Annotated in this window: 19 protein-coding genes; 9 read left to right on the top strand and 10 right to left on the bottom strand. The window is 73.5% G+C overall.

Annotated features, from left to right (window positions below):
• Positions 1–35 precede the first annotated feature (35 nt).
• The 3 genes from IO40_RS0103215 to yhfZ all read right to left on the bottom strand — a co-directional run bounded on the left by IO40_RS0103215 (position 36) and on the right by yhfZ (position 2066).
• Positions 36–392 carry a DUF2620 domain-containing protein gene (locus tag IO40_RS0103215; protein ID WP_016470400.1) on the bottom strand — a complete coding sequence of 119 codons (357 nt, stop codon included), beginning with the start codon at positions 390–392 and terminating at the stop codon, positions 36–38.
• A 122-nt stretch (positions 393–514) separates the two neighbouring features.
• Complete coding sequence (locus IO40_RS0103220) at positions 515–889, bottom strand: PRD domain-containing protein (protein WP_016470399.1); 375 nt, start codon at positions 887–889, stop codon at positions 515–517.
• A gap of 232 nt (positions 890–1121) precedes the next feature.
• Entirely contained in the window at positions 1122–2066 is a 945-nt protein-coding gene (gene yhfZ, locus IO40_RS0103225) for a GntR family transcriptional regulator YhfZ (RefSeq protein ID WP_030409281.1), read from the bottom strand.
• Positions 2067–2159: 93 nt separating this feature from the next.
• On the opposite strand from yhfZ, the gene IO40_RS0103230 reads away from it, so the two are divergent.
• The 4 genes from IO40_RS0103230 (at position 2160) to IO40_RS0103245 (ending at position 11144) form a co-directional block, all read left to right on the top strand.
• Positions 2160–5186 (top strand): SpoIIE family protein phosphatase, encoded by a 3027-nt coding sequence (locus IO40_RS0103230; RefSeq protein ID WP_078565800.1) that lies wholly within the window; start codon positions 2160–2162, stop codon positions 5184–5186.
• 693 nt (positions 5187–5879) lie between these two features.
• Positions 5880–7772 (top strand): PucR family transcriptional regulator, encoded by a 1893-nt coding sequence (locus IO40_RS39350; RefSeq protein ID WP_078659684.1) that lies wholly within the window; start codon positions 5880–5882, stop codon positions 7770–7772.
• 261 nt (positions 7773–8033) lie between these two features.
• Positions 8034–9419: a type III PLP-dependent enzyme domain-containing protein gene (locus tag IO40_RS0103240; RefSeq protein ID WP_031174817.1), complete on the top strand. Its 1386-nt coding sequence runs from the start codon at positions 8034–8036 to the stop codon at positions 9417–9419.
• 216 nt (positions 9420–9635) lie between these two features.
• On the top strand, positions 9636–11144 hold the full coding sequence (locus IO40_RS0103245) for an amino acid permease (protein ID WP_031174818.1): 1509 nt from the start codon (positions 9636–9638) through the stop codon (positions 11142–11144).
• Between the two features lie 425 nt (positions 11145–11569).
• Here the strand turns inward: IO40_RS0103245 and IO40_RS0103250 are convergent, their stop codons facing one another.
• Positions 11570–12100 carry a hypothetical protein gene (locus tag IO40_RS0103250; RefSeq protein WP_030409285.1) on the bottom strand — a complete coding sequence of 177 codons (531 nt, stop codon included), beginning with the start codon at positions 12098–12100 and terminating at the stop codon, positions 11570–11572.
• A 222-nt stretch (positions 12101–12322) separates the two neighbouring features.
• On the opposite strand from IO40_RS0103250, the gene IO40_RS33065 reads away from it, so the two are divergent.
• From IO40_RS33065 to IO40_RS0103265, 3 genes are all read left to right on the top strand, one after another.
• Positions 12323–12529, top strand: coding sequence for a hypothetical protein (locus IO40_RS33065; RefSeq protein ID WP_234315693.1), 207 nt, complete (start codon positions 12323–12325; stop codon positions 12527–12529).
• 168 nt (positions 12530–12697) lie between these two features.
• Positions 12698–13957 (top strand): nucleotide sugar dehydrogenase, encoded by a 1260-nt coding sequence (locus tag IO40_RS0103260; RefSeq protein ID WP_016470391.1) that lies wholly within the window; start codon positions 12698–12700, stop codon positions 13955–13957.
• A gap of 139 nt (positions 13958–14096) precedes the next feature.
• Positions 14097–14630 carry an EF-hand domain-containing protein gene (locus tag IO40_RS0103265; RefSeq protein WP_016470390.1) on the top strand — a complete coding sequence of 178 codons (534 nt, stop codon included), beginning with the start codon at positions 14097–14099 and terminating at the stop codon, positions 14628–14630.
• A gap of 72 nt (positions 14631–14702) precedes the next feature.
• Here IO40_RS0103265 and IO40_RS0103270 read toward each other — a convergent pair whose 3' ends face one another.
• The 6 genes from IO40_RS0103270 to IO40_RS0103295 form a co-directional block, all read right to left on the bottom strand.
• Positions 14703–15176, bottom strand: coding sequence for a DUF6917 domain-containing protein (locus tag IO40_RS0103270; protein WP_016470389.1), 474 nt, complete (start codon positions 15174–15176; stop codon positions 14703–14705).
• Positions 15173–16147 carry a Gfo/Idh/MocA family protein gene (locus tag IO40_RS0103275; protein WP_016470388.1) on the bottom strand — a complete coding sequence of 325 codons (975 nt, stop codon included), beginning with the start codon at positions 16145–16147 and terminating at the stop codon, positions 15173–15175. The genes IO40_RS0103270 and IO40_RS0103275 overlap by 4 nt, the downstream gene beginning before the upstream one ends.
• Positions 16144–17325, bottom strand: a complete 1182-nt coding sequence (locus IO40_RS0103280) for an Ldh family oxidoreductase (protein WP_030409287.1) — start codon at positions 17323–17325, stop codon at positions 16144–16146. Before IO40_RS0103280 ends, IO40_RS0103275 begins: the two co-directional genes overlap by 4 nt.
• A 190-nt stretch (positions 17326–17515) precedes the next feature.
• Entirely contained in the window at positions 17516–18859 is a 1344-nt protein-coding gene (locus IO40_RS0103285) for a M20/M25/M40 family metallo-hydrolase (RefSeq protein WP_031174819.1), read from the bottom strand.
• Positions 18856–19749 (bottom strand): sugar phosphate isomerase/epimerase family protein, encoded by an 894-nt coding sequence (locus IO40_RS0103290; protein WP_041968418.1) that lies wholly within the window; start codon positions 19747–19749, stop codon positions 18856–18858. The genes IO40_RS0103285 and IO40_RS0103290 overlap by 4 nt, the downstream gene beginning before the upstream one ends.
• An 80-nt stretch (positions 19750–19829) precedes the next feature.
• A complete protein-coding gene (locus IO40_RS0103295) occupies positions 19830–20843 on the bottom strand; it encodes a Gfo/Idh/MocA family oxidoreductase (RefSeq protein ID WP_030409290.1) in 1014 nt (337 codons plus the stop codon).
• A gap of 269 nt (positions 20844–21112) precedes the next feature.
• Here IO40_RS0103295 and IO40_RS0103300 point away from each other — a divergent pair, with 269 nt between their 5' ends.
• Together IO40_RS0103300 and IO40_RS0103305 are read left to right on the top strand one after the other, a co-directional pair.
• The gene (locus IO40_RS0103300; protein WP_031174820.1) at positions 21113–22318 is read left to right on the top strand and encodes a DegT/DnrJ/EryC1/StrS family aminotransferase; all 1206 of its coding nucleotides are present in this window, start codon (positions 21113–21115) and stop codon (positions 22316–22318) included.
• Positions 22315–23487: a DegT/DnrJ/EryC1/StrS family aminotransferase gene (locus IO40_RS0103305; protein WP_174500669.1), complete on the top strand. Its 1173-nt coding sequence runs from the start codon at positions 22315–22317 to the stop codon at positions 23485–23487. Before IO40_RS0103300 ends, IO40_RS0103305 begins: the two co-directional genes overlap by 4 nt.
• The last annotated feature ends 648 nt before the right edge of the window (positions 23488–24135 follow it).

Raw genomic sequence — 24135 nt, forward strand, 5'->3', positions numbered from 1 at the left:
CTCCTTCACGCCCGGGATGTCCGTTCCGAACCCCGTCAGGCGCGCGCGGCGACGGCGCGGACGAGGAGGGGGACGACGGAGTCGATCTGGTCCATGGAGAAGCCGAAGACCTTCTTGCCTTCGGCGAGGAGGGCGGCGGCCTCGTCCTCGGTGGGGACGGAGCGGCCGAAGGTGTGGCAGGCGGACTGGCCCATGAGTCCGACGAGGACACCGAGGGAGGCGCCGGCGCCGGTGTGGCAGGTGCCGAAGTAGTAGTCGGCCTGGCCGGAGCGCAGCTTCATCGCGGCGTCCATGTCGCTGGAGACGGCGACGTCGATGCCGTCCAGCCCGAGGGCCTTGACGGCGTTGGCGACCTCGTTCTTGCCGACTCCGCCGGCGAGGATCTTCGTCATGGTGGGGTGCCTCTCATCTGTCGTGTGCGGCCGGGCGGGGTGACCCGGCCGGGTGGTCGTCGGGTGCGGCGGTGGGCCGCAGGGGGTGCGGCCGGCGGGCGGGGCCCGCGGCCGGTGCGGGGTCAGCCGTTGACGCGCTGGGCGAGGACGGCCAGGTGCATGGCCAGGAAGTTGATCTCGGATTCGGGCAGTGCGGCACCGAGTTCGGCCTCGGCGCGTGCGGCGACGCGGCGGGCCCGTTCGACGGCGGCGGGGTGGTCGGCGAGTTCGGCCGCGACCTGATCGTCGGTCAGGAACTTCTCGATGGGCTCGCCGTCGAGCAGCCGGGTGAGGGCCATCATCAGATGGCTCGTCAGCATGCCGGCCGTCTCCTCGGTGACGGTTGCGCCCTCGTCGGCGAGCGCGGCCAGCTCGGCCTCCACGAAGTCGGCCACCTCGGGCCGGACCTGGCCACCCTCGCGGAAGAGCTGGATGCGGAGCGCGAGCTGGTCGTCCACGGCATTCTCCTTCAACTTTCGCCCAGAACTCGGGATTCTGGATTCTCTTGCCGGACTGCGGCCCTGCGCGGCAGGGGCCGTGCACGGCTGAGGCCGCCCGTCCGGGGCCCACGCCCCGGCGGGTCTTCCGCCGGGGCCCGGGAGGTCCGGCGCCCCTGGCGGCTGCTTTGTGACGCTCCGTCGGCTTCCGGCGGTCCGCGAGGGGCGGACCGACCGGGGCCGGCGGGGCGGGTCAGTAGGAGGGCATACGGTCTCCCCGTATGACCTCGGACTGGAGGGCAGTGACCCGTCCGGGGTCGATGGCGTCCTTTATGGCGTGCAGCGCGGCGGCGCTCTCGGCCCGGCCGACGACCGCCGCGCTGGAGTTGCGCAGGGCCAAGTCACGCGTTATCTCGTCGCCGAGGGGCAGCACGTCCACGCCGTGCCCGATCCGGCCCTGCACCTCGTCGAGGCTCCAGACGGTGGCGTCGGCCTCGCGGTGGACGAGGAGATCGGGCAGCTGCATGTAGGAGCACTCGATCCACTCGACGTCGTCGCGTCCGCCGAAGGTCAGCTCGGCGAGCATCCGCTGGTCCTCCGAGGCGTGGTCCACGGCGACGCGCAGGCCGGGCTCCTCCAGCGAGCCGCCCTCGGCCACCAGCACACCGTGGGCTCCGACATAGGTGGCCGGGCCCAGGTCCACCACCAGGGCCAGCTCCTCGGGGTGCTCCTCGATCAGCCGGTCGGCGGCGTAGCGGGAGAGGACCACCAGATCGGCCTTGCCCTCCAGAAGGGCGGTGACCCGGCTTCCGGCGCCCCGCATGAAGGTGATGGCGAAGGGGGTGCCGGCCTCCTCGAACGCGGTGCGCAGCCCGGTGGCCAGGCCCTCGTAGCGACGGGAGTAAGGCAGGGGCATGGCGGCGAGCAGCGTGCCGAGGCCGGAGAGCCGCCACAGCACGGCTCGGTCGGATTTGACGAGGAAGGTGCCCAGATGACCGCGGGCGGCGGTCTCGATGGCGCCGGCCTCCTCCAGCAGGCGCAGCGCGGCCTGGACGGTGCCGTTTCCGCAGCCCAGCTCCTCGGCGAAGTCCCGCACGCGGGGCAGCCGCGTCTCCGGCTCGTACTCCAGCAGAAGGAGCGCGAGCTGGCGGGCCGCCAGGCCGTTGCGGGTCAGGAACCGCTCGTCGTAACCGTTCACGAAGAAACAGTAAACAGAATCCTGGATTCTTGACAAGACCCCTTCTCCCGGTCTTCAGGGGCCCGGACAGCAGGAAACTGCTAGAAAAGGGGCATGCGCGGACTTTTCCGGCGCCGATCGGCTCGGCGCGAGCACCCCCGCCGGGTGCCGCCCGCCTCCGCGCAGTCCTCCGGCCCCTCCTCCTCCGAACAGCGCTCCCCCGCACGCTCCCCGTCCGGGCCCTCCTCCGACCAGACCACCGACGAGCCCCCTGCTGAGCAGCCCGCTTCCGAGCAGCCCGCCGATCAGCACTCCTCCGGGCCGTCGGGCCCCGGGGCCTCCGGCTCCGGCTCCGAGCAGTCCGAGGGCTCCCCCGCGGCACCCTCCGGAGCGTCCGGCACCGCGGAGCGGACCGCCCCTCTGCGCGAGCCCTCCCGCTTCCCGTTCGGAGCCCGGAGCGTCGCCGGGGAGGTGTTCATCCTCCAGGTGGCGGTCATCGTGCTGCTGACCGTCGCGGTGGTGGTCGCCTTCGTGCTGCACGCCAGGTGGGACAGCGAGCAGCAGGCGCGCAACAAGTCCCTGGCGGTCGCCCAGACCTTCGCCCGGGCCCCTGGCGTCCTCGACGCGCTGGACAGCCGCGACCCCACCGCGGCGCTCCAGCCGCGCGCCCAGGCGGTCCGCAAGGCCGCCGACGTCAGCTATGTCGTGGTGTGGACACCGGAGGGGAAGCGGATCACCGCGCCGAAACGGCGGATGATCGGCCAGACCGTCGTGAAGCCCTTCAAGTTCATCGTGGAACGGGCCCGGGAGGGCCGCCCCACCACCCACACCATCGACGCGGTCACCGGCGGCGACACCGTCAACACGGCCGTGCCCGTCACCCGGCCGGACGGCTCCCTCGCCGGGCTGGTGTCCGCGGGGGTGACCGTCTCCCGGGTGAACCAGGGCGTCAAGGACCAGTTGCCCGTACTGCTCATGTCCGCCGCCGGCGCCCTCGTCCTGGCCTCCGTCAGTTCCGCGCTGGTCAGCAGACGGCTCCGCCGCCAGACGCACGGGCTCGGCCCCGTCCAGATGACCCGGATGTACGAGCACCACGACGCGGTGCTGCACTCCGTCCGCGAAGGGGTGCTCATCCTGGACGCCGAGGGCCGCCTGGTGCTGGCCAACAGCGAGGCCCGGCGGCTGCTGGAGCTGCCCCCCGAGGCGGAGGGCGAGCAGGTCGGACGGCTCGGCCTGGACGCGGGCATGGCCGAGCTGCTGACGTCCGGCCGCACCGCCTCCGACGAGGTCCACCTGGCGGGCGGCCGGCTGCTGGCCGTCAACGTCCGCGCCACCCGCGGCGAGGAGGGCCCGCCCGGACGGGTCGCCACACTGCGGGACACCACCGACCTGCGCGCGCTCGAGGGCCGCGCCGCGGTGAGCCGCGAGCGGCTGCGGCTGCTGTACGAGGCGGGGGTGCGGGTCGGTACGACACTGGACGTGGTCCGTACGGCCGAGGAACTGGCCGAGGTCGTCGTCCCCGGGTTCGCCGATTTCGCCACCGTGGAACTGCTGGACCCGGTGCCCCGCGGCGAGGAACCCTCCGGAGCGCGCACCGACATGCGCCGGGTGGCCATGAGCGGCATCCGCGAGGAGCCGCCGCTGTACCCGGTGGACACCGTCATCCGGACGGTCGCCACCTCCCCCGACGAGGCGGCACGGGAGACCGGCCACCCCGTACTGGTGCCGGACCTGCGGCAGGCGCACGACTGGCTCGCGGAGAACCCCGAGCGCGGCCGGGCGACCCTCGACTACGGCATCCGCTCCCTGATCAGCGTGCCCCTGCGCGCCCGCGGAGTCGTCCTGGGGTCCGTCGATTTCTGGCGCACCGAGGAGAGCGAACCCTACGCGGAGGACGATCTGGTCTTCGCCGAGGAACTGGCCGCCAGGGCAGCCGTCAGCGTCGACAACGCCCGCCGCTACACCAGGGAGAACGCCATGGCGGTCACCCTGCAGCGCAGTCTGCTGCCGCGCGGGCTGCCCGAGCAGGACGCGCTGGAGGTGGCCTCCCGCTATCTGCCCACCCGGGCCGGGGTCGGCGGTGACTGGTTCGACGTCATCCCGCTGCCCGGCGCACGGGTGGCCCTGGTGGTGGGGGACGTGGTGGGCCACGGGCTGCACGCCGCGGCCACCATGGGGCGCCTGCGCACAGCAGTGCTCAATTTCTCCTCCCTCGACCTGGCCCCCGAGGACCTGCTGGCCCACCTGGACGAACTGGTCGACAGGATCGACCAGGACCAGACGGCCGCCGGCAACGGTGAGGCCGTCACCGGCGCCACCTGCCTGTACGCGATCTACGACTCCGCCTCGGGCCGCTGCACCGTGGCCCGGGCCGGCCACCTGGGGCCCGCGGTCGTCAACCCGGACGGCACCGTCGACTTCCCCGAGGTCCCCGTGGGGCTCCCACTGGGGCTCGGCGGCGCCCCCTTCGAGACCGCGGAGCTGCAGCTGGCGGAGGGCAGCAGCCTGGTGCTGTACACCGACGGGCTGGTCGAGGACCGCGACCGCGACATCGACGACGGGCTCGCCCAGTTGCACGACGCGCTGGCCGACCACCCCGGGCGGCCCCCCGAGGAGACCTGCGGCGCGGTGCTGGACGCGCTGCTGCCCGCCGACCCGAGCGACGACGTGGCGCTGCTGGTGGCCCGCACCCGGGTGCTCCCGGCGGACCGGGTCGCCCAGTGGGACGTCCCCGCGGACTCCGGTGCGGTGGCCCCGCTGCGCGCCCAGGTGACCGGCAAACTGACCGAGTGGGGGCTGGAGGAGGTCGCCTTCACCACCGAGCTGATCCTCAGCGAACTGGTCACCAACGCCATCCGCTACGGCAGCGAACCCATCCGCGCCCGCCTGCTGTACGAACGTTCCCTCACCTGCGAGGTCTCCGACGGCAACAGCACCTCGCCGCATCTGCGCCGGGCCGCCGCCACCGAGGAGGGCGGGCGGGGCCTGTTCCTGGTGGCGCAGCTCGCCGAACGCTGGGGCACCCGCTACACCCCGCACGGCAAGGTCATGTGGACCGAACAGAGCCTCCATGGCGGCGGCACCCCGCAGGAGGAGGACGAGGAGAGCCTGCTCGACCAGTGGGGCGACGGGGACATGTGAGAGACCGCACGGCGGCGGACGGCCCGCCGGGCGCCCCCGGCGACAGCCGCACCGCACGGAACAGCACACCATGGGCCCCGGCCGTCGCTCCGGCGCCTCCGCCCGCCGAGCGACGCCCCCTGCACCGAGTGCCTACCTATGCGCCGAGCACGGGCCCGAGACGCCCGCAGGGGCACCCCGCCCGGTGATGGTGCGCAATTCAGTTCCGGCCCGTCCCGCCCCGCCCGCCGCACGGCCCGGAGAAGGCGCAGTGCCGCACAAATGCAGCGCACGTGCGGCACAGATGCCGCACAGGTGCAGCGCAGATGCCGCACGGTCGCGGCACCCCGGCCCAACGCGGCACCCACACGACGCAGGAGCGGCCGTCATGCGGCACGAACGAGGCACCGATGCGGCACGGAAGCGGCCTCCCCGCGGCACAAACGCGGCACCCATCCACCGCAGAAACAGCACCCACGCGGCGAAAACACGGCACCTACGCAGCACACAAAAAGCCCCCGCCCGGCACAAACACGGCACCCACCCAGCACACAAGAAGCCCCTGCAGCACGGATGTGGCACAGATGCGGCACCCATGCCGCAAAACCGCCGCAAAAACGCCGCACCCATGCGGCACCCTGCGGCACCCGCACCGCTCCCCTGCGGCAGCCCTGCGCCCCGCTCGGTGCGCCCGCGATGGGCGACACTTGGTGCATGGCCAGCAGCATCCCCGCATCCGAGCCGCAGTCCACCGCACCCGGACCGGGGCCGGCGCCGGAGGGGCCGGAGGAGCGGCAAGCCCGGGTGCCGACGCTGGGCAGTCTGCTGGCGGCCGGTGCCGGCGAGGCGCTGGAGCTGGTGTGCGCCCCGCGCGGCAGGGACGTTCCGGTGCGCGGGGTGGGCGTTTTCGACTCCGGTGAGACGTTCGCCGCACAGGGGCAGGTGCTGGTCGCGGCGGGCGTGGACGACTCCTCGGACGTCGCCCCCATGGTGCTGCGGTCCGCCGCCAGGGCCGGCGCGGTGGCCGTCGTCACCCGGCGGGGCGCGGGCGGACCGGGCCGGCGGCTGCTGGAGCTCGCCGAGGAGACAGGCACCGCACTGCTCACCAGGGCGCCGTGGATCGAGTGGACGGAACTGATCGGCATGCTGCGGGCCGCTCTGGCGCACCGGGGCGGGCCCGCGGGTCCGGAGGCGGCCACCGATGTGCCGCTGGGCGACCTGCCGGCGCTCGCCCGTGCCCTCGCCGAGCTGGTGGGCGGGGCGGTCACGATCGAGGACCCCGACTCCCGGGTGCTGGCCTACTCCCCCACAGAGAACGGCGCCGACCCGCTGCGCCGGCTCACCATCCTGGGCGGGCAGGTACCCCGCTGGCGGCTGGACGAGCTGGCGGCCAGCGGCTTCCTGCGCACCCTGTGGGCCAGCGACGACGTGGTGCACCGGCCCGCGGAGGAACGCTTCTCCGAGCGGCTGGCCATCGCGGTGCGGGCCGGTGAGGAGGTGCTGGGCTCCATCTGGGCGGCTGCCGACGGCCGTCCCCTGCCGCCGGATGCCCGGCAGGCGCTGCGCGAGGCGGCCCGTACCGCCGCCCCGCATCTGCTGCACCACCGGCTGCGGCACCAGACCGGTGCCACCCGGCGGCGGCAGGCGGTGCGGGCCCTGCTGGAGGGCGCCGGTGACGCGCGGTCGGCCGCCGCGACGCTCGGTCTCGCCCTGGGCACCCCCTGTGTCGTCCTGGCCGTCACCACCGACGCCGTCCACGGGGAGGGCACGGCGCACGACCGGGCACTGCGGCTGGCCTCCCTCCAGGTGAGCGCCCACCAGCCGCCCGGTTTCGCGCTGCGTACCGACGACCGGCTGGACGTGCTGCTGCCGCTGCCCGACGGACGCGAGGAGCGGTCCCACGGCCCCCGTCCGCCGGCGGACGCTACGGGCTCCGCGGTGGCCGAGGGGGCCGGGGAGAGCGGGACGGAGGGCACGGCCCCGCAGGCGCGGCGGCTCGCCCTCCAGCTGGCCGCCGCCGTACGGGAGGCGGGGGTCGGTCCGCTGGTGGCGATCGGCGCGGCACGGCCCGGGCTGACACGGGCGGGCGAGTCCCGCGAGGTCGCGCATCTGGTCCTCCAGGTGCTGCGGGATCGCCGGACGCGTGCCGCGCCGGAGGGCCGTACGGCCGCTCCTCCGCCGGACGGCCACCCCGCAGGGCCTCCGCCCAAGGGCGGGCCGGGGACCGTCCCGGCGCTGGAGGTCGCCGGCGAGAACGACGTGCGGGAGGCCCTGGACGCGCTGCGGGTCGTGCGGGCGGTGGCCGGGCTGACACCCCGGGTGGACGGCCCGGTGCGTGATCTGCTGGCGCACGACGCGGAGCACCGCAGTGATCTGGCGCCCACCCTCGCGGCCTATCTGAGCCGGTTCGGCGACGTGGCGAGCACCGCGCGGCAACTCGGCGTCCACCCCAACACGCTCCGCTACCGGCTGCGCCGGCTGCGCACCCGTTTCGGGCTGGACCTGGACGACCCCGATGTACGGCTGCTGGCGGAGCTGGGGCTGCGCGCGGCGGGCCTGTACCCGGCGCCGGGCGGCGGCCCCTCCCGTCCCGCGGAGCCTTTCTGAACGGCTCCGCACACCGTCGGTGGCCGACAGGAACGAGCGCGGCGAGGACGTTGTGCGTCCGCACCACGGGATGCCGCCCGCCATGGTGCGGGACGACAACACCGGGCGGCCGGCCCGCACGGTGTTGTGGGCGCGCACACCGCACAGGCCGCGACTTCGGACCGCCGGCCGCAGACACGGACCGCCACCACGACGCAGAGTGGACGGGATCTGCACGGGGTGCGCGCAGGTGACGGCACCGCACGGGAAGGGAGTCCGCGGATGGCACTGGACGCTGTGGCACGGAGACGGGAAGCGATCGCCGCAGCGGTCCGTGAGGGGCTGCTCGGCCCCGAGGCGCCGCTCGTGGCCCTGCTGGACGTCGAGGGCATCCGGCAGGCCGCCCGGGAGCTCCGGGACGCCTTCGCGGGCCCGGCGCCCGTGCTGCACACCTTCGCCGTGAAGGCGGCGTCGCTGGTGCCCGTGCTGGAGCTGCTGGACGCCGAGGGCGTCGGCTGCGAGGTGGCCAGCCCGGGCGAGCTGGAGCTGGCCAGGGCGGCGGGCGTGGCGGCCGACCGGATCGTCTTCGACTCCCCCGCCAAGACGGTCGCCGAGCTGCGGGACGCGCTGGCGAGCGGGATCGCCGTCAACGCGGACAATCCGCAGGAGCTGGCGCGGCTCGACGCGCTGGTCGCCGAGCGGCGCTCGGCCGGGCAGGACGCCGGGGCGCCCGTGGGCATGCGGATCAATCCGCAGGTGGGCACCGGTTCCATCGGCGCGATGAGCACCGCGACAGCGACCTCGAAGTTCGGGGTGGCGCTGCGCGACGAGGGCGCCGAGGAGTGGATCACCGACAGTTTCGCGGCCCGGCCCTGGCTGACGCGGCTGCACACCCACACGGGCTCGCAGGGCGTGCCGCTGGAGCTGATGGCCGAGTCGGTACGGGTCGTCCACGAGCTGGCCGAGCGGATCAACCAGCGGGCCGGGCGGCAGCAGATCGACACCATCGACATCGGCGGCGGCCTGCCGGTGAACTTCGCCGGCGACGAGACCGAGCCGTCGTTCGCCGCCTACGCCGACCTGCTGCGACGGTCGGTGCCGGGACTCTTCGACGGGCGCTATACGATCGTCACCGAGTTCGGCAGGTCCCTGCTCGCCAAGCAGGGCTTCGTCGCCGCTCTGGTGGAGTACACCAAGAGCGCGGGCGGTCGCCGGATCGCCGTCACCCACGCCGGTGCCCATGTGGCCACCCGTACCGCGTTCGCGCCCGAGGCGTGGCCGCTGCGGGTCGGCGCCTTCGACGCGGAGGGCGCGCCCAAGCGGACGCCGGAAGTGGTGCAGGATGTAGCGGGGCCGTGTTGCTTCGCCGGGGACCTGGTGGCGCGCGAGAGGGCACTGCCCGAACTGGAGCCGGGAGACGTGGTGGCACTGTGGGACACAGGCGCCTACTACTTCTCCACGCCGTTCCAGTACAACAGCCTGCCCCGTCCGGCCGTGCACGGTTTCGGACGGGACGCTGCCGGCCGCGTCCGCTTCTCGCTGGTGCGGCCGGCGCAGCGGATGGAGGAGCTGCTGGCGGACAGCGGCGCCGCACAGCGCGGTGCCCTGACCGGCACGGCCGGTGCGGCCGGCGGGCCGGGCCGCCCGGTCTCCTCCGCCGCGTCCTGACCTGTCGGGTGTCCGGCTCCCGGGTCCGCCCGGGTCCGCCGCCGGGTCGCCCCGGCTCCGAGCCGTTCGGGGCCGGTCAGCCGTCCTGAGCGTCTCAGGACGGCCGGTCACGGTTCGCCGTGCCCGGCACCCTGCCCTGTCCATCAGGCACACACTGGTGCGCCCCTGTGGCGTGCCAGGACTCCGGTGTGCCCCGATCCACGGAGACCCAGACGCATGGCGAACGCTGCCGACACCCGCGGAGGCGGGGTGACCACACAGTCCCCCGAGGGCCGCGCTCCCACACCCGGCGCACTGGTGCGCGAGGACGGCTACGCGTCGGGCCTGCGCAACCGCCAGGTCCAGATGATCGCCGTGGGCGGCGCGATCGGCACCGGGCTGTTCCTCGGCGCGGGTGAACGGCTGCACTCCGCAGGCCCCTCGCTGGTGATCGTCTTCGCGGTCACCGGCCTGTTCGCGTTCTTCATCGCGCGGGCCATGGGCGAGCTGGTGATGCACCGCCCGACCTCGGGCTCCTTCGTCTCCTACTCGCGGGAGCTGCTGGGCGGCGAGAAGGCCGCTTTCGTGGCGGGCTGGGTCTACTTCCTGCACTGGATATGCAGCGGCATCGCGGAGATCACCGCGGTCGCCGTCTATCTGCACTACTGGAGTGCGCTGCGGGCCATCCCCCAGTGGACGCTGGCGCTGTTCGCGCTGCTGGTGGTACTGGGCGCCAATCTGATCTCGGTGCGGTGGTTCGGCGAGTTCGAGTTCTGGTTCGCGCTGATCAAGGTCGCGGCGATCATCGCGTTCCTCGCCGTCGGCTGCTGGCTGCTGGCCAGCCGCCACCCCGTCCAGAACGGCGAGGCGGGCGGTCCGCAGATGATCACCGATCACGGCGGGATGCTGCCGCACGGCTTCCTCGCGGCGTTGATCATCGTCCAGGGTGTGGTGTTCTCCTACGCCGCCATCGAGATGGTCGGCATCACGGCGGGCGAGACGGAGAACCCCCGGAAGGTCATCCCCAAGGCCATCAACTCGGTCTCCTGGCGCATCGTCGTCTTCTACGTGGGCTCCGTGCTGCTGCTCGTCCTGCTGCTGCCGTGGACCGCCTACAGCGGCCGGGAGTCGCCGTTCGTGACGCTGATGAGCCACATCGGCGTCCCCGGCGCCGACCAGATCATGAACTTCGTGGTGCTGACGGCGGCGCTCTCCAGCTGCAACTCCGGCCTCTACTCCACCGGCCGGACCCTGCGTTCGATGGGCCTGGCCGGCTCCGCACCGCACTTCACGACCAAGATGAACCGCCGCCACGTCCCCTTCGGCGGCATCCTGCTCACGGCGTCGTTCTACCTGCTCGGCATCGTGCTGAACTACATCGTTCCCGAGCGCGCCTTCTCGATCGTGCTGAACTTCTCCGCGATCACCATGATCGGCACCTGGGCCATGATCATCCTGTGCCAGCTGGCGCTGCGCCGCCGGGTCCGCCAGGGCCGCGCCGAGGACGGCGGCTTCCATCTCCCCGGCGCCCCCTTCACCTCGTATCTGACGCTCGCCTTCCTCCTCCTGGTCGTCGTCCTGATGGCCTGCGACGGCGACATCGGCACCTGGTCGGTGGCCTGTATGCCGCTGATCGCCCTCGCCCTGTGGGGCGGCTGGTACGCCGTCCGCAAGCGGGTCACCGCGATGGCGACGGCCCGCGAGCAGGAGCAGGCACCGGACGCCGCCGACCCCGCGGGCGCCTGAGCCCGGCCCGCGGCCGGCTTCCCGGCCGCCGCGTCACGGTGCGGACGGGGACGAGCGGGGCGCGTGGCGCCCCGCTCCGGTGGTGACGAGTGAGACGTTCACTGTCCTCGTCCTGACTCCCCGCGGTGGCGCGCTCACCCGCGGCCGGGATCTCCGAGCCCGAACTCGCCCCCCTGGCCGGCCGGCACCTCCGGTTGGTGTTCCGGCAGTCCGAGCGCTTCGTGGGCCGACTCGTCGCCGGCCGGGGGCCCGCCGTCCGCTCGGCGTGGAGGCCGGGACGTTCTGGAGCACCGCGCTCGGCGCGGTGCTGCTCGTCCGCGCCGGAGCACACGGCACGGTCGCCGATCCGGACCTCACGGGGGCGCTGAGCCGCACCCGAACGCGTCTAGCTCAGCCGGCCGGACCCGAAGCTGCGGTTGCGCGGGTCAGCGGACCCAGCCGGTGAAGCGTCGGCCGCCCTGGGGAGTACTCTGCTCGCCGCGGCGGGACTCGGAGGCGAGCACGGCCTGGCAGGCGCGTACGAGCCAGGCGTTCACCGAGAGTCCCTGCTTGCCCGCGGCCTCGTCGATCTGGGCCTTGAGCTGTTCCGGCGGACGGAAGTTGATCCGTGCCGTGGCACCGCCCGCTTCCGTACCCGTGGCGTCGAGGGGGAGGGCGGGCTCGGGGGCGAGGGGGCGGTCCGCGGCGGGCTCGTCCTGGAAAGGTTCGGCGGCCGGGGGCGGGGTCACCACGAAGCCGGGGTCGAGGCCGCGCAGCCGCACGTCCACCGAGCCGGGGGCCAGGTCGCGGGTGATCTCGTCGGCGGCGGCGGAGAGCACCTTGAGCAGGGTGAGGCGGGCGGCCGATTCGAGCGGTCCGACGAGCCGCTCCGCGAGTGCGCGCGCCTCGTCGCCACCCCCTGCGGCGGCTGCGACGAACTCCTCGCAGAGTTCCTCCACGTACGGCCGCATCTCCATGCCCGGCATTATGGCACGCGGCCCCCGGGCCCCTTCATGGTGAGGGCCCGGCCCGGGACCTGCGGGAACGGGTGCTGTGCCGCCCGTACGCGATCATCACTCGCACGCTTGCCGCCCTCCGTCACCCAATAGGCGGAATACCATCATTCAATACACTCAACCGGCCCGTCGCGGGAGATGCTGTGGGGGTCCACGAGATTCCTCGGAAGAAAGGGCTCACACATGCACATGCTCCGTCCCGCACTCGCCGTCTCGGGGGCCGTTCTGGCCGGCATGATGATGAGCGGCGGAACAGCAAGTGCGGCGACCGGTGATGTCGTCGTCTTCCAGACGGAGTTGCAGCCGCTCACCCAGTACGAGAATCCCGAGGGGTGCCACAAACTCCCGGCCGCCGCGCATGTGCTGACCAACCGCACGGACAAGCCGTGAAGATTTACGGCGACCCCTTCTGCCTGACCCCCGGGCTGACGGTGCAGCCGGGGTACGGCTCGCACGTCGCTCCCGGCAGCGGCAGCTTCTCCGCCTGATCCGTCCGGCAGCGTGAGAATCCGGCACATTACCGCCGGCCGCACTGGGAGAACGGGCAGAGAGGTCCGCATGACATACGACCTGGCCGTCGTCGGCCTGGGATACATCGGGTTACCCCTGGCCCAGCAGGCCGGCGCGGTGGGGATGTCGGCCGTCGGCTACGACATCTCCGCACAGGTGGTGGCCGATCTGATGGCCGGCCGCTCGCACGTGGACGATGTGAGCGACGCCGATGTGGCCGCCATGCGGGCGGCCGGGTTCCGCGCCACCACGGACCCCTCGGTCCTGGGGCGCAGCAGCACGATCGTCATCTGCGTCCCCACCGGGCTGACCCCGGACGGCGACCCGGACCTGGGGTCCTTGCGCGAGGCCGTCCGCACGGTGGCCTCCCAGTTGCGGACCGGGACGCTCGTGGTGGTGGAGTCCACCAGCCACCCGGGCACCACGGAGGAGATGGTGCGCCCACTGCTGGAGGAGGGCAGCGGGCTGGTGGTCGGGGAGGACTTCCACCTGGCCTATTCTCCGGAGCGGATCGACCCCGGAAACCGGTCCTACACCCTGCACAACACCCCCCGGGTGGTGAGCGGCTGCACCCCGCTGTGCGCGAAACACGCCGTGGCGTTCTACAGCAGACTGGTGGAGACGGTGGTGGTGGCCCGGGGCACCCGGGAGGCCGAAATGGCGAAACTCCTGGAGAACACCTACCGTTACATCAACATCGCCCTGGTGGACGAAGTCGCATTGTTCTGCGACAAGATGGGGATAGACATCTGGGACGTACTGCACTGCGCGTCCACCAAACCGTTCGGTTTCACCGCCTTCAGTCCCGGGGCCGGAATCGGCGGGCACTGCATTCCCGTCGATCCCCGCTATCTGGCGGTGAAAGCAGAGACCGAGGGTTTCTCCTTCCGTATGCTGTCGGCCGCCCGGGACGTTCTGGGCCGGATGCCGCGCCATGTCGTGCAGCGGGCCGCCGATCTGCTGGCCGGTGAAGGAAAACCGATGCGAGGCGCCCGGGTTTTGCTGCTGGGCGTCGCCTATAAACCGGACATCGCCGATACGCGGGAATCCCCCGCATTCGCGGTGGCCCGTCAGTTGCGGGACCGCGGCGCACTCGTCTCGTATCACGATCCGTACGTTCCCGAATTCGTCTGCGACGGACTTCCGTTGCCGCGGTGCGAGGAGCTGGCCGACGGGCTGGCCGAGGCCGACCTCGTACTCCTGCTGCAGGACCACTCCTGTTACGAGCCGGCGCGACTGGCACGGGCCGGGTGCCCGGTGCTGGACACGCGCGGCAGGACCGCGGGGGCCACCGTCACCCTGCTGTGACGCGTCCCCCTCCCTCTCCGGCCGCGCGGCTGCCGCGGCCCTCCACAGACTTGCGCGCCCCCAGGGGAGAAGCGCGCGAGGACGGCGCGGGACACCCCCGCCGCCGTCTTGTCATCACCCGATAGGAAAGGACATCGGCATGAGCACTGCTCTCGCGAACGACCGTCTGCAAAAGCGCTTCGACAAGTGGGACGCGGACGGCAACGGGGTGCTGGAGCGGGGTGACTTCCAGGAGGAGGCCGCCAAGATCGCCCACGGTTTCGGGAAGGCCCCGGACTCCCGTGAGGTACAGGCCCTCAAGGACGCCTTCAACGGGCTGTTCGACTACCTGGCGCGTGAGGCCGGTGTCGGCCCGGACGGGTCCCTGTCCAAGGACCAGTTCCTCCAGGTCACCGGCAACCTGATCTTCGAGGGCGGCGAGGCCAACTTCAACCGCGTGCTGGGCCCCGTGGTCAAGGCCATCATCGGCATCTGCGACAAGAACGACGACGGCAAGATCAACTCCTCGGAGTTCGAGGCGTGGCTGGGCGGCATCGGTGTCAACCGCACCGAGGCCAAGGAGGCGTTCCAGCAGGTCGACACCAACGGCGACGGTGAGCTGTCGCTGGACGAGCTGCTGGCCGCCGTCCGTGAGTTCCACTTCGGGCGGCTGGACGTCGAGCTCCTCGGCTGAGCCGCGGATCACGACACCACGGCCGGTGGCCCCCCCGGGGCCACCGGCCTTCGTCGTGTGCGGCGCGCGGCGTCAGCCGGCCGGGTGGAATCGGACCGGCAGTTCCGGGCGGAGCCGCAGATCCTCCCCGGTGAGCAGACGTCCGGCGTCGATCAGGATGTTGTAGTGGTTGGGGAAGTGGCAGGCGTCGAAGCCGAGGACGGTACCGACGCGGGTGTCGCCCAGCCAGACGCCGTCGCCGCGGTCCAGGACGCCGCCGCAGCCCAGCTCCACGAAGCCGAGGAAGCCGACCCGGTCGATGCGGGTGCCGGGCGCGGTCTCCCGGTGGTCGGTGGTGACCAGTTCGTGGATCTCGCCGCGGCGCACACAGCGGCTGGCGTACGGCTCCAGGGACATGCCGCGGTCCGTCCTGCGGTGCAGCAGGACCTTCACCAGCGTGCCGTGGACGCCGCGCTTCTCGCCGTTCTCCCGCTGCGGCGTGGCCGGACGGGCCACGGTCCGGGTCCGGGCCTGTGTCTGAGTCTGGGTCTGTGTCCGCGGGGTCATCGGGCCCCGGCTCCTTCCGTGTCGGGCGCCGCCCCGTCCAGGGGCTCCTCGCACGCGTAGGCCGCGGCGACCAGTTCCAGCGCGGCCAGCCCCCCGTCGGCCACCGCGTCGGCTCCTGAACCGGGCGGGGTGCCGGTCTCGATCGCGGCGGCGAAGGCGTCGAGGATCCCGGCGTACTCGTGCCACAGGGACGCTTTGAAGCCCGGGTGCAGGCCGAGCATGTCGGCGCCGAGCACGGTGCCGTCCGTCAGCCGGACCTCGACGTCCTTGGTCTCCCCCGGCCGACTCCAGTCCAGTTCGACCCGGGCCGTGGCCCGCCCGCGCCGGGCGCGCAGTTCGACGACCGCCTGCCGGTCCACGCCGTGTGCGTCGCGGGCGATGGCGGAGCGGGTGACGGTCACCTCGCCGAGCAGCAGCCGCACCACGTCGAAGGCGTTGGGGCCGTTGTCGGCGACGCAGCCGCCGCCGCAGCGTTCCGGGTCGAGGTACCAGGTGTCGGAGCCGATGTGGTCCTCGATGCGTTCCAGGTAGCGGACCCGTACGGAGGCGAGGGCTTCGGGTGCGGGCAGTCGCTCGCACAGCCGCAGCACCGGTTCGTTGTAGCGCCGGTGGAATGCGGTGAACAGCGGGGTGCCCGTCGTGCGGGCCAGTGCGGCCACCTCGCGGCCCTCGTCGAGGGTGCGGGCGAGGGGTTTCTCCACGCACACGGGCACACCGGCGCGCAGCGCGTCCTGGCACACCGGGGCGTGCACATGGTTGGGGACGGCGACGACGAGCGCGTCCGGCCTGGCCGCGGCCAGCATCTCGCGGTGGTCGGTGAAGCAGGGCACCCGGTCGCGGTGGGGCCGCAGTGCGGCGGGGTCGACGTCGCACAGGGCGGCGAGCTGCCAGCCGGGGTCGGCCTCGATCGCGGCGAGGTAGTAGGCCGAGATGGAGCCGAGGCCGGTGAGGGCGACACGGCGCGGGGTCATCGTCCACCACCCCGCATACCGTCGCCCGCCGTCCCGTGCGCCGGGAGCAGGCCCAGGCCGGCGAGCTCGTCGTACAGGTGGGCGGGCAGCGGGATACCGTCGCGGAGCCGGTCGCGGGCGCGTTCGGCCTCCCACCAGCCGGGGTAGCGCACGGCGGGGCCGCCGGGCGCGGACGGGCAGCGGGTGAGGGAGCCGAAGAGGGAGAGCGTGTCCTCGCGGAACTCCTCCCGGGGGCGCAGCGCCTCGGGGTCGATCGCCAGCGCGAGGAAGCCGATGTCGTCGTCGGTGCCGTGGGGGCGGCCGTCGCCGTCGAGGGCGCCGGTGGCGGGGCCGGTGGCGGCGCCGGGCAGCAGGGCGGCCAGTACCTCGACGGCCAGGCCGAGGCCGTAGCCCTTGTAGGCGCCGGTCTGCGGGTCGCCGCCCAGCCAGCGCAGATACGCCTCGCCCCGGTCGAAGGCGGCCGGGTCGGTGACCGGCTCCCCCTGCGCGTCCTCCAGCCAGCCGGCGGGGATGGTCTCGCCGTTGCGTTCGGCGGTGCGCACCCGTCCGGTGGGGACCACGGTGGTGCTCATGTCCAGCACGTAGGGGTGGTCGTCGTCGAGCGCGGGGGCGGCGACGCTGAGCGGGTTGGTGCCGAGCATGGCCAGGAGCCCGTGCGGGGGCCGGGCGATGCGCTGGCCGCCGCAGTTGCCGGCCAGGACGCCGATGAGGCCCTGCCGGGCGGCGCGCGCGGTGTGGTGGCCGGCGCAGCCGAAGTGGGTGGCGTTGCGGACGGACACCAGGCCGACGCCGTGCCGGCGGGCGCGTTCGGCGGCCAGGTCCATCGCCTCGGCGGCGGCCCACAGTCCCAACGCGCGCCGGGAGTCCAACAGGACGCAGGCGCCCAGGTCGGTCACCGCGCGGGGTTCGGCGTCCGGGTCGGCACGTCCCGAGTCGAGCAGCGGCAGGTAGAGGCGGGCGAGGTTGAAGACGCCGTGCGAGCCGAGGCCGGCCAGATCGCCGTAGCACAGGGCGGTGGCAGCCGCACGTGCGCGGCCCTCGGGGAGGCCGCGGGTGGTGAAGGCCGTGGTGGCGGCTGTGAGCAGTACGTCGTAGGGGACGGTGACGGTGGGCGTGCCCAGGGGCTGTTCCGGGGCGCCGGGCCCGGGCTGTCTGCGGGCCTGGTCCTGCACTGTCATGCGGTTTTCCTTCGCTGGGATGCGGGCGCTGTCGTGCGGTTTTCCGCCGGTCGGGTGGGACTGCGGGGTCTGTCGTGCCGTGTTCCTTCGCTGGGGTGCGGGAGTTGTCGTGCGGTTTCCATCGGTGGGGGTGGAACTGCGTGCCTGTGGCACTGCGTTTTCCGCCGGTGGGGTGGCACTGCCGGGGCTGTCACGCCTGCCGCTGTCCGGTCCGGCGCCGGGCGAAGGCCGTCAGCAGCCGGCTCACCTGGGCGGCGAACGCGTCGAGGTCCGCCAGGTCCACGAACTCGCCCTCCGCGTGGGCGTTGTTGGCGTCGAGTGTCCCCGGACCGAGGACGGTGGTGTACGTGCCGGGCACGCCGTGCAGCCAGATGGCGTCGCAGGTGAAGGCGGGCTCGTCGGCCGGCCGGCAGGGGATGCCGGCGGCGGCCAGGACGGCTTCGGCCCAGGGGTCGCCCCCCTCGCCGGTGCCACCGCCGCTCAGACAGGGCAGCCCTCGCTTGTCCCAGCCGAGTGAGGTGAGGGCGGCGGCGTCGGCGGCGGTCCGGCCGCAGGTGCGGGACCCGGCGAAGCGGGCGGTGAACTCCCGCACGCCGGCGGCCACGGTGTCCTCCAGGGCACGGGCCGCGGCCTGCCCCTCGGCGGTGCTCGTGTAGGGGACGTTGACGAGGAGGTCGCCACTGCCGTAGACGCGGTTGTGGGCGTGCCCGGTGTGCAGTCCGGCGATGCAGGGGGCGCCGGTGGCGTCCGCGCGCTCCGGGTGGGAGTCGAAGGCGGCGGCCACGTGCTGGGCCAGGAAACCGAGGAGCACGGTGGCGTTGTGGCCGGTGCGGGGCCGGTCGTCCACGGCGTCGTCGCCGCGCACGGTGATGCGGGCCGTCATCGAGGCGGTGGCGCGGGGCAGATGGTGCAGGCCGGTGGGCTCGCAGAAGACGTTGAGCCGCCCGATGAACCCGGCCTCGACCAGGGGCCGGGTGCCGAAGGTGCCCATGGCGCCGCCCTCTTCCCCGCTGACCGCCTGGACGAGGACGCTGATGTCCCGTCCGACGGCGGGTTCCCGGGCCGCGGCGGCGCGTACCCCGGCCAGCAGGGCGACGGCCGGGCCCTTGGCGTCGACGGCGCCGCGTCCGGTGAAGCGCACCCCGTCGAAGGTGACCGGCTGGGTGCCGGCGACGGTGTCGAGGTGGACGTTGAACATGACGGTGTCCCGCACGGGCCGGTCGGGGCCGAGCCGCAGGACGAGGCTGGGCTGCGCGGCGAGGAAGCCGGGGTCGTGCGCGGCGGCGCGCACGGTGGCGGGCACGTCGGCACGGCGCAGCGCCTCGGCGGCGGGGGCGGCGTGGTGGATCGGGCGCAGACCGGCGGAGCGGGCGGCGTCGGCGTAGGCACGCTGGGCCTCCCACAGTTGCAGCGGTGCGTCGTGGCCCGCTTCCAGGGGCCCGGCGGTGGGGGTGCGCAGCAGGCGCAGCAGCAGCGCGTGGTCGTCGTCGGTCAGCAGGGGCCCGGCGCTCGTGCGGGGCGCGGCGGTGCTCACGGTGCCCCCGGGGCGGGGGCGGGCTGCTGGAGGCGGGTGAGCAGGTGGGCGAGGCGCTGTCCGGCGGCGACGAAGAGGTGCGCGGCGTCCGTGTCGGCGCGCAGTCCGGCGTGCGGCTGGACGGCCAGATGGGGTTCGAGTGAGAACGCTCCCCGGTAGCCGGCGTCAAGCAGGGTGCGCAGGCAGTCGGTGACACGGGCCTCGCCGTCCCCGGGCAGCACGTACGCGGCGCCGTGCGGGGTGCGGCGGGCGTCCTTGACGTGGACGTGGGCGACATGCGGCAGGATGTCGTGCAGCAGGGCGGCGGCGTCGTAGCCGTGGGCGATGCCGTTGCCGGTGTCGAACAGCAGCCGCAGCGCCGGGCTGTCCACCTCGTGCAGCAGCCGCAGCATGCGGGCCGCGTCGTCGCCCGCCCAGCCGGCGCAGTTCTCGTGCAGCAGGGTGACACCGGCCGCCTCGGCGCGGCGGGCGAGGCGGGCGAGTCTGCGAAGGACGGTGGTCTCCCATTCGCCCGGGGGCAGCCCGTCGTTGGGGTACGACATGACGCGTACGTAGCGGCAGTCCAGCAGCTCGCACTGGGCGAGCAGGGTGTCGAGTTCGGCCAGGTCGGTGTCGAAGGGCGTGGTGACGGGGCGCGCCCAGTTGCCGATCCGCGAGTCGAGGCAGACGGCCCGTACTCCGGCCCGGCGCAACCGGTCGGCGAGGACGTGCACCTGCTGCGGGGTGAGGTCGGCCAGTGCGGTGCCGCCGATGCTGCGCAGCTCGATGCTGTGCCAGCCGAGTGCGCGCAGGGCGCCGAGTTGTCCTTCGAGGTCCTGGGCGGCTTCGTCGCCGATGCCTGCGCAGCGGGCGGCTGCCCCGCCGGCCGGCGGGTTCTCCTGGTCCGGCACGGGCGTCCTTCCTGTGTTCACGGGGGCTCTGTTCTCACGGTTCTCACGGGTCCGACGGGCTTCGTTCGCACCGGCTGTGTTCATCGGGGGCCTTGGGACGGCGCCGGGGCGTCGGCCGCGCGGCAGTGGGCCTTGGCCTCGCACAGGAGCCGGGCGACGGCGTGGTGGTGTGCGAAGTCGGTGACCTCTCCCGCGGCGAACCGTTCGTAGGTCTGCCGCAGGAATGCGGTGAGGGCTTCGTCGTGGAAGACGTCGTGGCTCTCCACGGCTCCGGTGAGGATCAGCTGGGCGTGGTGGTCCTGCTCGCTGATCGGGTAGTGGGCGGTGGCGGTGCCGTGCGTGAAGCGGAGGGTGAAGGTGCGCTGCCGTACGGGCGAGCCGAGGTCGGAGACGATCTCGGTGCGCACACCGCTGTGGTGGCGCAGCGTGAGCGCGGCCCGCCCCATGTGCGGGACGACGGTGCCGTCGCACACCATGTCGGTGCAGTGGGCCGTCACCAGTTCGGCGGGGCCGGCCAGGTGCAGCACGACTCCGAGGGAGTGGGGCACCTCCACGTCGAAGGCCGTGGGATGGCCCTCGGTGGCCAGCGTGCGGGTGAAGCGCGGCTTGTGCTGGGCCACCTCGATGCCCAGGAGGGTGCCGAGGGTGCGGTCGGTCACCAGGCGGTGCAGCCGGCGGGTGAGTTCGGCGGCCAGCCAGTGCGCGACGGCGGTCATGTGGAGCCGGTACTTCTCCCGCAGCCGGACGAGCTGGTCCAGTTGCGCGGGGTCGCAGGCCAGGGGCTTCTCCACCAGGAAGCGGGTGAAGCCCGACACGGCCAGCTCCTCCAGCACCTCGGCCCGGGCCTCGGGCGGGGTGCACAGGTGGACGACGGCCCGGTCGGGTTCGGTGAGCCGGGCGGCGGCGGCCAGCGAGGCGGCGACGGTGAGGCCGGTGAGGCCGTGTCCCGCCTCCGGGCGCGGGTCCCAGGCCAGTGGCGGCCGGCTGAAGGGCGCCTCCTCGCCGGATGCCGCACCGGCCGCGAGGTCCTTGAGGGCTTTCAGGTGCAGTCCGGCGCCGGAGCGGCCGAGACCGACGATGAAGGGGCGCAGCATTTTCCTCCGCCAGAGGGCACGCGAAACAGGACCCCCGGCGGTACGTGCCGACGGCCTGCCCTTGCAGATGTAACGGGTTCGTCCGAACGCGAGAGACTGTGGACTCCGGTATGAAGAGCGGTCAAGCGGAATCAGGAATTTCGTACCGGCACGAGTGAACCTCCCGGCGTGCGGGCGCGGTTGGGCGGGCGCATGGGTAAGCCTGGGGGCGCTGGCAATCCGCCGTTCGTGTCAATTCATTGGGGTTACTCGTGGCTTTCGGAGGGGACTTGGGAGAGGTCGAGGAGAATTCCGGCCCACCGCCCGGGAGCGAAGGTGTTCCGTTCTTCTCCCAGGCGGCGACCTTCGGGAAGCTGTGGCCGCTCATCGAGGAGCGCATCAACGAAGTTTTCGCGACGGGGAAGTTCTCACACGGCCGCCAGGTCGCCGCTTGGGAACAGGAACTGGCCGCCTGGACGGGCGCCCGGTACGCGGTCGGGGTGAACAGCGGAACGGACGCCCTCGTCCTGCTGCTGCGGGCCTGCGGGCTCCAGCCCGGGGGCGGGGTGCTCGTCCCCGTCTACTCGTTCGTGGCCACCGCCTCCTCCGTCGTCCTGGCGGGCGGGCGGCCCCAGTTCGTGGACATCGACCCGGACACCTACGCCATGGACGCCACGGCCGCGGAGGCCGCCGTCACCCCGGAGAGCCGGTTCATGATGCCGGCGCACCTCTTCCACCAGATGGCGGACATGGCCGCGCTCGGCGCCGTGGCCACCCGGTGCGGGCTGACCCTGGTGGAGGACAGCGCGGAGGGCATCGGCATGTGGCAGGACGGGCGGCACGCCGGGCTGCACGGCAAGGGCGGCGTCCTCTCGTTCTTCCCCGCCAAGACGCTGGGCGCGCTCGGCGACGCCGGGGCGGTGCTCACCGACGACGCCGAAGTGGCGCACATGGTGGCGGCGCTGCGGCACCACGGCCGGCTCGGGCCCACGCTCGGCGACTTCTCCGCCATCTCGACGGAGACCGACGTGCCCGGCCACAACAGCAAGATGGACGACATCCAGGCGGCCGTCCTCTCCGCGAAACTGACCCGCCTGGACGAGGACATCGCCCGCCGCGCCGAACTGGCAGCCGCCTACACCGAACGGCTGCGTGACGTGCCCGGCATCACCCGGCTCCCCCGCGTCGTCGAACGGCCCGCGCACGAAGGCCGGTCGGCGGCCGTCTTCTACGTCTACCTGATCGAGGCGGACGACCGGGACCGCCTCGTGGCGCACCTGACACGGCGCGGGGTGGGCACCGAGGTGTACTACCCGACACCGCTGCACCTCCAGCCGTGCTTCGCCCGACTCGGCCACCGGCGCGGCGAGTTCCCGCGCGCCGAGGCCGCGAGCGCCCGCGCCCTCGCCCTGCCCCTCCACCCCGATCTCGACCTCGACGAGGTGGACCGGGTCTGCGCGACCATCCGTGAGTTCTACACGGGACAGCCGACGTGACCGACCAGGAACCCCACGTGAACGCGACCCACAACATCTCCTTCTTCCAGCCCGACGTCTTCGACGACGACCGCGCGGTCATGCTGGAGACCGTCCGGCAGGTGGGCACCGACCCCGAGCAGCGGTTCATCCTCGGGAAGCACACCCAGGCGCTGGAGGAGACCCTGGCGCGCTCCCTGGGCGCGGCCGACGTCGTGGCCTGCTCCAGCGGCACCTCCGCGCTGGGGCTGGTGCTCGGCGCCATAGGCGTCGGCCCCGGTGACGAGGTCGTCGTCCCCGCCTTCGGCTGCGCCCCGCTGGCCGCCTCCGTCGTCCACCTGGGCGCCCGGCCGGTGTTCGCCGACATCGACCCGTGGACGATGGTCGCCGACCCGGCCGACGCGGAGCGGCGCATCACCCCGCGCACCAAAGCCCTGATGCCGGCGCACATGTTCTCCGTCATGGCCGACATGCCGGCCTTCGCCGCACTGGCGCGGGAGCACGGGGTGCGGCTGGTGGAGGACTCCGCCGTCGCCCAGGGCGGGGTGCTGCGCGGCACCCCCGCCGGGCTGTGGGGCGAGGCGGGGGTGTTCTCGTTCGTGCAGGTCAAGACGTTCGGGATGCCCGGCGAGGGCGGAGTGGTGGTGACCCGCGACGCGGCGATCGGACAGCGGGTGCGGATGCTGCGCAACCACGGCCAGGACGGGCGGCAGCGGTTCGTGCACCACGTGATCGGCCAGAACAGCAGGTTCGACGAGATTCAGGCCGTCTTCCAGCTGCACCGGCTGCCCGGCCTGCCCGCCCGGCTGGAGCGGCGCGCCGCCATCGCCGAGTACTACACCGAACGGTTCGAGCCGCTGGCGGACCGGGGCGTGCTGCCGCCGCCGCGCGGCCGGGAGGGCCGCTGCTACTACGTCTATTCGCTGCTGGCCGACCGGCGGGACGAGCTGCGGGCGTATCTGTCCGAGCGGGGCGTGGGCACGCACGTGTACTACCCGCTGCCGCTGCCCCGGCAGTCGGCGTTCGCCCCGTTCGCCGGGCCGGACGAGCACTGGCCGCACGCGGAGCGTGCCAGCAGGCGGATTCTGGCCCTCCCCGTGCACCCGCATCTGACGGACGCGGAAGTGGAGTACGTCGCCGACACGGTGTGCGCGTTCGCCCGGCGCGGGGCGCCCAGCCCGACCGGCTGACCGCCCTCCCCCACCGGGCCCGGCAGGTCCTTGGGGAGGGTCCGCCCCCCGGGGCCCCGCGGCCCTATGAACCCGGCGGCTTCCCGGGGGGCCGCCGCGGCCCGGGGCCCCGCCGGGTCGTGGAGGGCCCGTCTGCCGGGGACGGTCCGCCGTGCCTCCTTCGCCCGGTGGTGGTGCCACGACAGCGCCATGCCTCACGGTCGGGGCGGGCCTGACCGGGGCGGGCCTGGCCGGGGCTGTCCGTCCCTGCCGGGCCGCCGCCGGGGCGGACGGGGCGGACGGGCAGGTCCCCGGCCGCCGTCAGAAAACACGGGTCCTGGGCGGCGTTCGCCGGGAGGACGGAGGCGTGCCATGCGGAGGACCCGGTGGGCCGCGACGTGTCGGGGCCGTCCGTCCGGGACGCCGGAGCCTGCGCGGGTGCGGCGGGTCCGTGGGCCGGGCGTACCCCGCCCGGGGTGCGGAGCCGCATCCGCGCGGGGCCGGTGGTCGGCCCGTGCCAACGGCCGGGACGCGGGCGCCGCGCCGCACGTGCCGGGGCCCGCGTCCGGGGCCGCGGCCCACGGCCGGTCCGCACCGGGCCGGGGCCGACCGCAACGAGGACCGGGCCGGGTGGCCGGTCCGCACCGGGAGCGGAGGCCGGTCTGGGGC

Source organism: Streptomyces albus subsp. albus (assembly GCF_000725885.1).
GTDB lineage: Bacteria > Actinomycetota > Actinomycetes > Streptomycetales > Streptomycetaceae > Streptomyces > Streptomyces albus.

Excerpts from the sequence above, each read along its gene's own strand:
- IO40_RS0103240 (WP_031174817.1), top strand. The coding sequence starts at position 8,034 with ATGGCACTGGACGCTGTGGCACGGAGACGGGAAGCGATCGCCGCAGCG.
- IO40_RS0103280 (WP_030409287.1), bottom strand. The coding sequence starts at position 17,325 with ATGACAGTGCAGGACCAGGCCCGCAGACAGCCCGGGCCCGGCGCCCCG.
- IO40_RS0103230 (WP_078565800.1), top strand. The coding sequence starts at position 2,160 with ATGCGCGGACTTTTCCGGCGCCGATCGGCTCGGCGCGAGCACCCCCGC.
- IO40_RS0103295 (WP_030409290.1), bottom strand. The coding sequence starts at position 20,843 with ATGCTGCGCCCCTTCATCGTCGGTCTCGGCCGCTCCGGCGCCGGACTG.
- IO40_RS0103270 (WP_016470389.1), bottom strand. The coding sequence starts at position 15,176 with ATGACCCCGCGGACACAGACCCAGACTCAGACACAGGCCCGGACCCGG.
- IO40_RS33065 (WP_234315693.1), top strand. The coding sequence starts at position 12,323 with ATGCACATGCTCCGTCCCGCACTCGCCGTCTCGGGGGCCGTTCTGGCC.
- IO40_RS0103265 (WP_016470390.1), top strand. The coding sequence starts at position 14,097 with ATGAGCACTGCTCTCGCGAACGACCGTCTGCAAAAGCGCTTCGACAAG.
- IO40_RS0103245 (WP_031174818.1), top strand. The coding sequence starts at position 9,636 with ATGGCGAACGCTGCCGACACCCGCGGAGGCGGGGTGACCACACAGTCC.
- IO40_RS39350 (WP_078659684.1), top strand. The coding sequence starts at position 5,880 with ATGGCCAGCAGCATCCCCGCATCCGAGCCGCAGTCCACCGCACCCGGA.
- IO40_RS0103260 (WP_016470391.1), top strand. The coding sequence starts at position 12,698 with ATGACATACGACCTGGCCGTCGTCGGCCTGGGATACATCGGGTTACCC.
- IO40_RS0103275 (WP_016470388.1), bottom strand. The coding sequence starts at position 16,147 with ATGACCCCGCGCCGTGTCGCCCTCACCGGCCTCGGCTCCATCTCGGCC.
- IO40_RS0103250 (WP_030409285.1), bottom strand. The coding sequence starts at position 12,100 with ATGGAGATGCGGCCGTACGTGGAGGAACTCTGCGAGGAGTTCGTCGCA.
- IO40_RS0103215 (WP_016470400.1), bottom strand. The coding sequence starts at position 392 with ATGACGAAGATCCTCGCCGGCGGAGTCGGCAAGAACGAGGTCGCCAAC.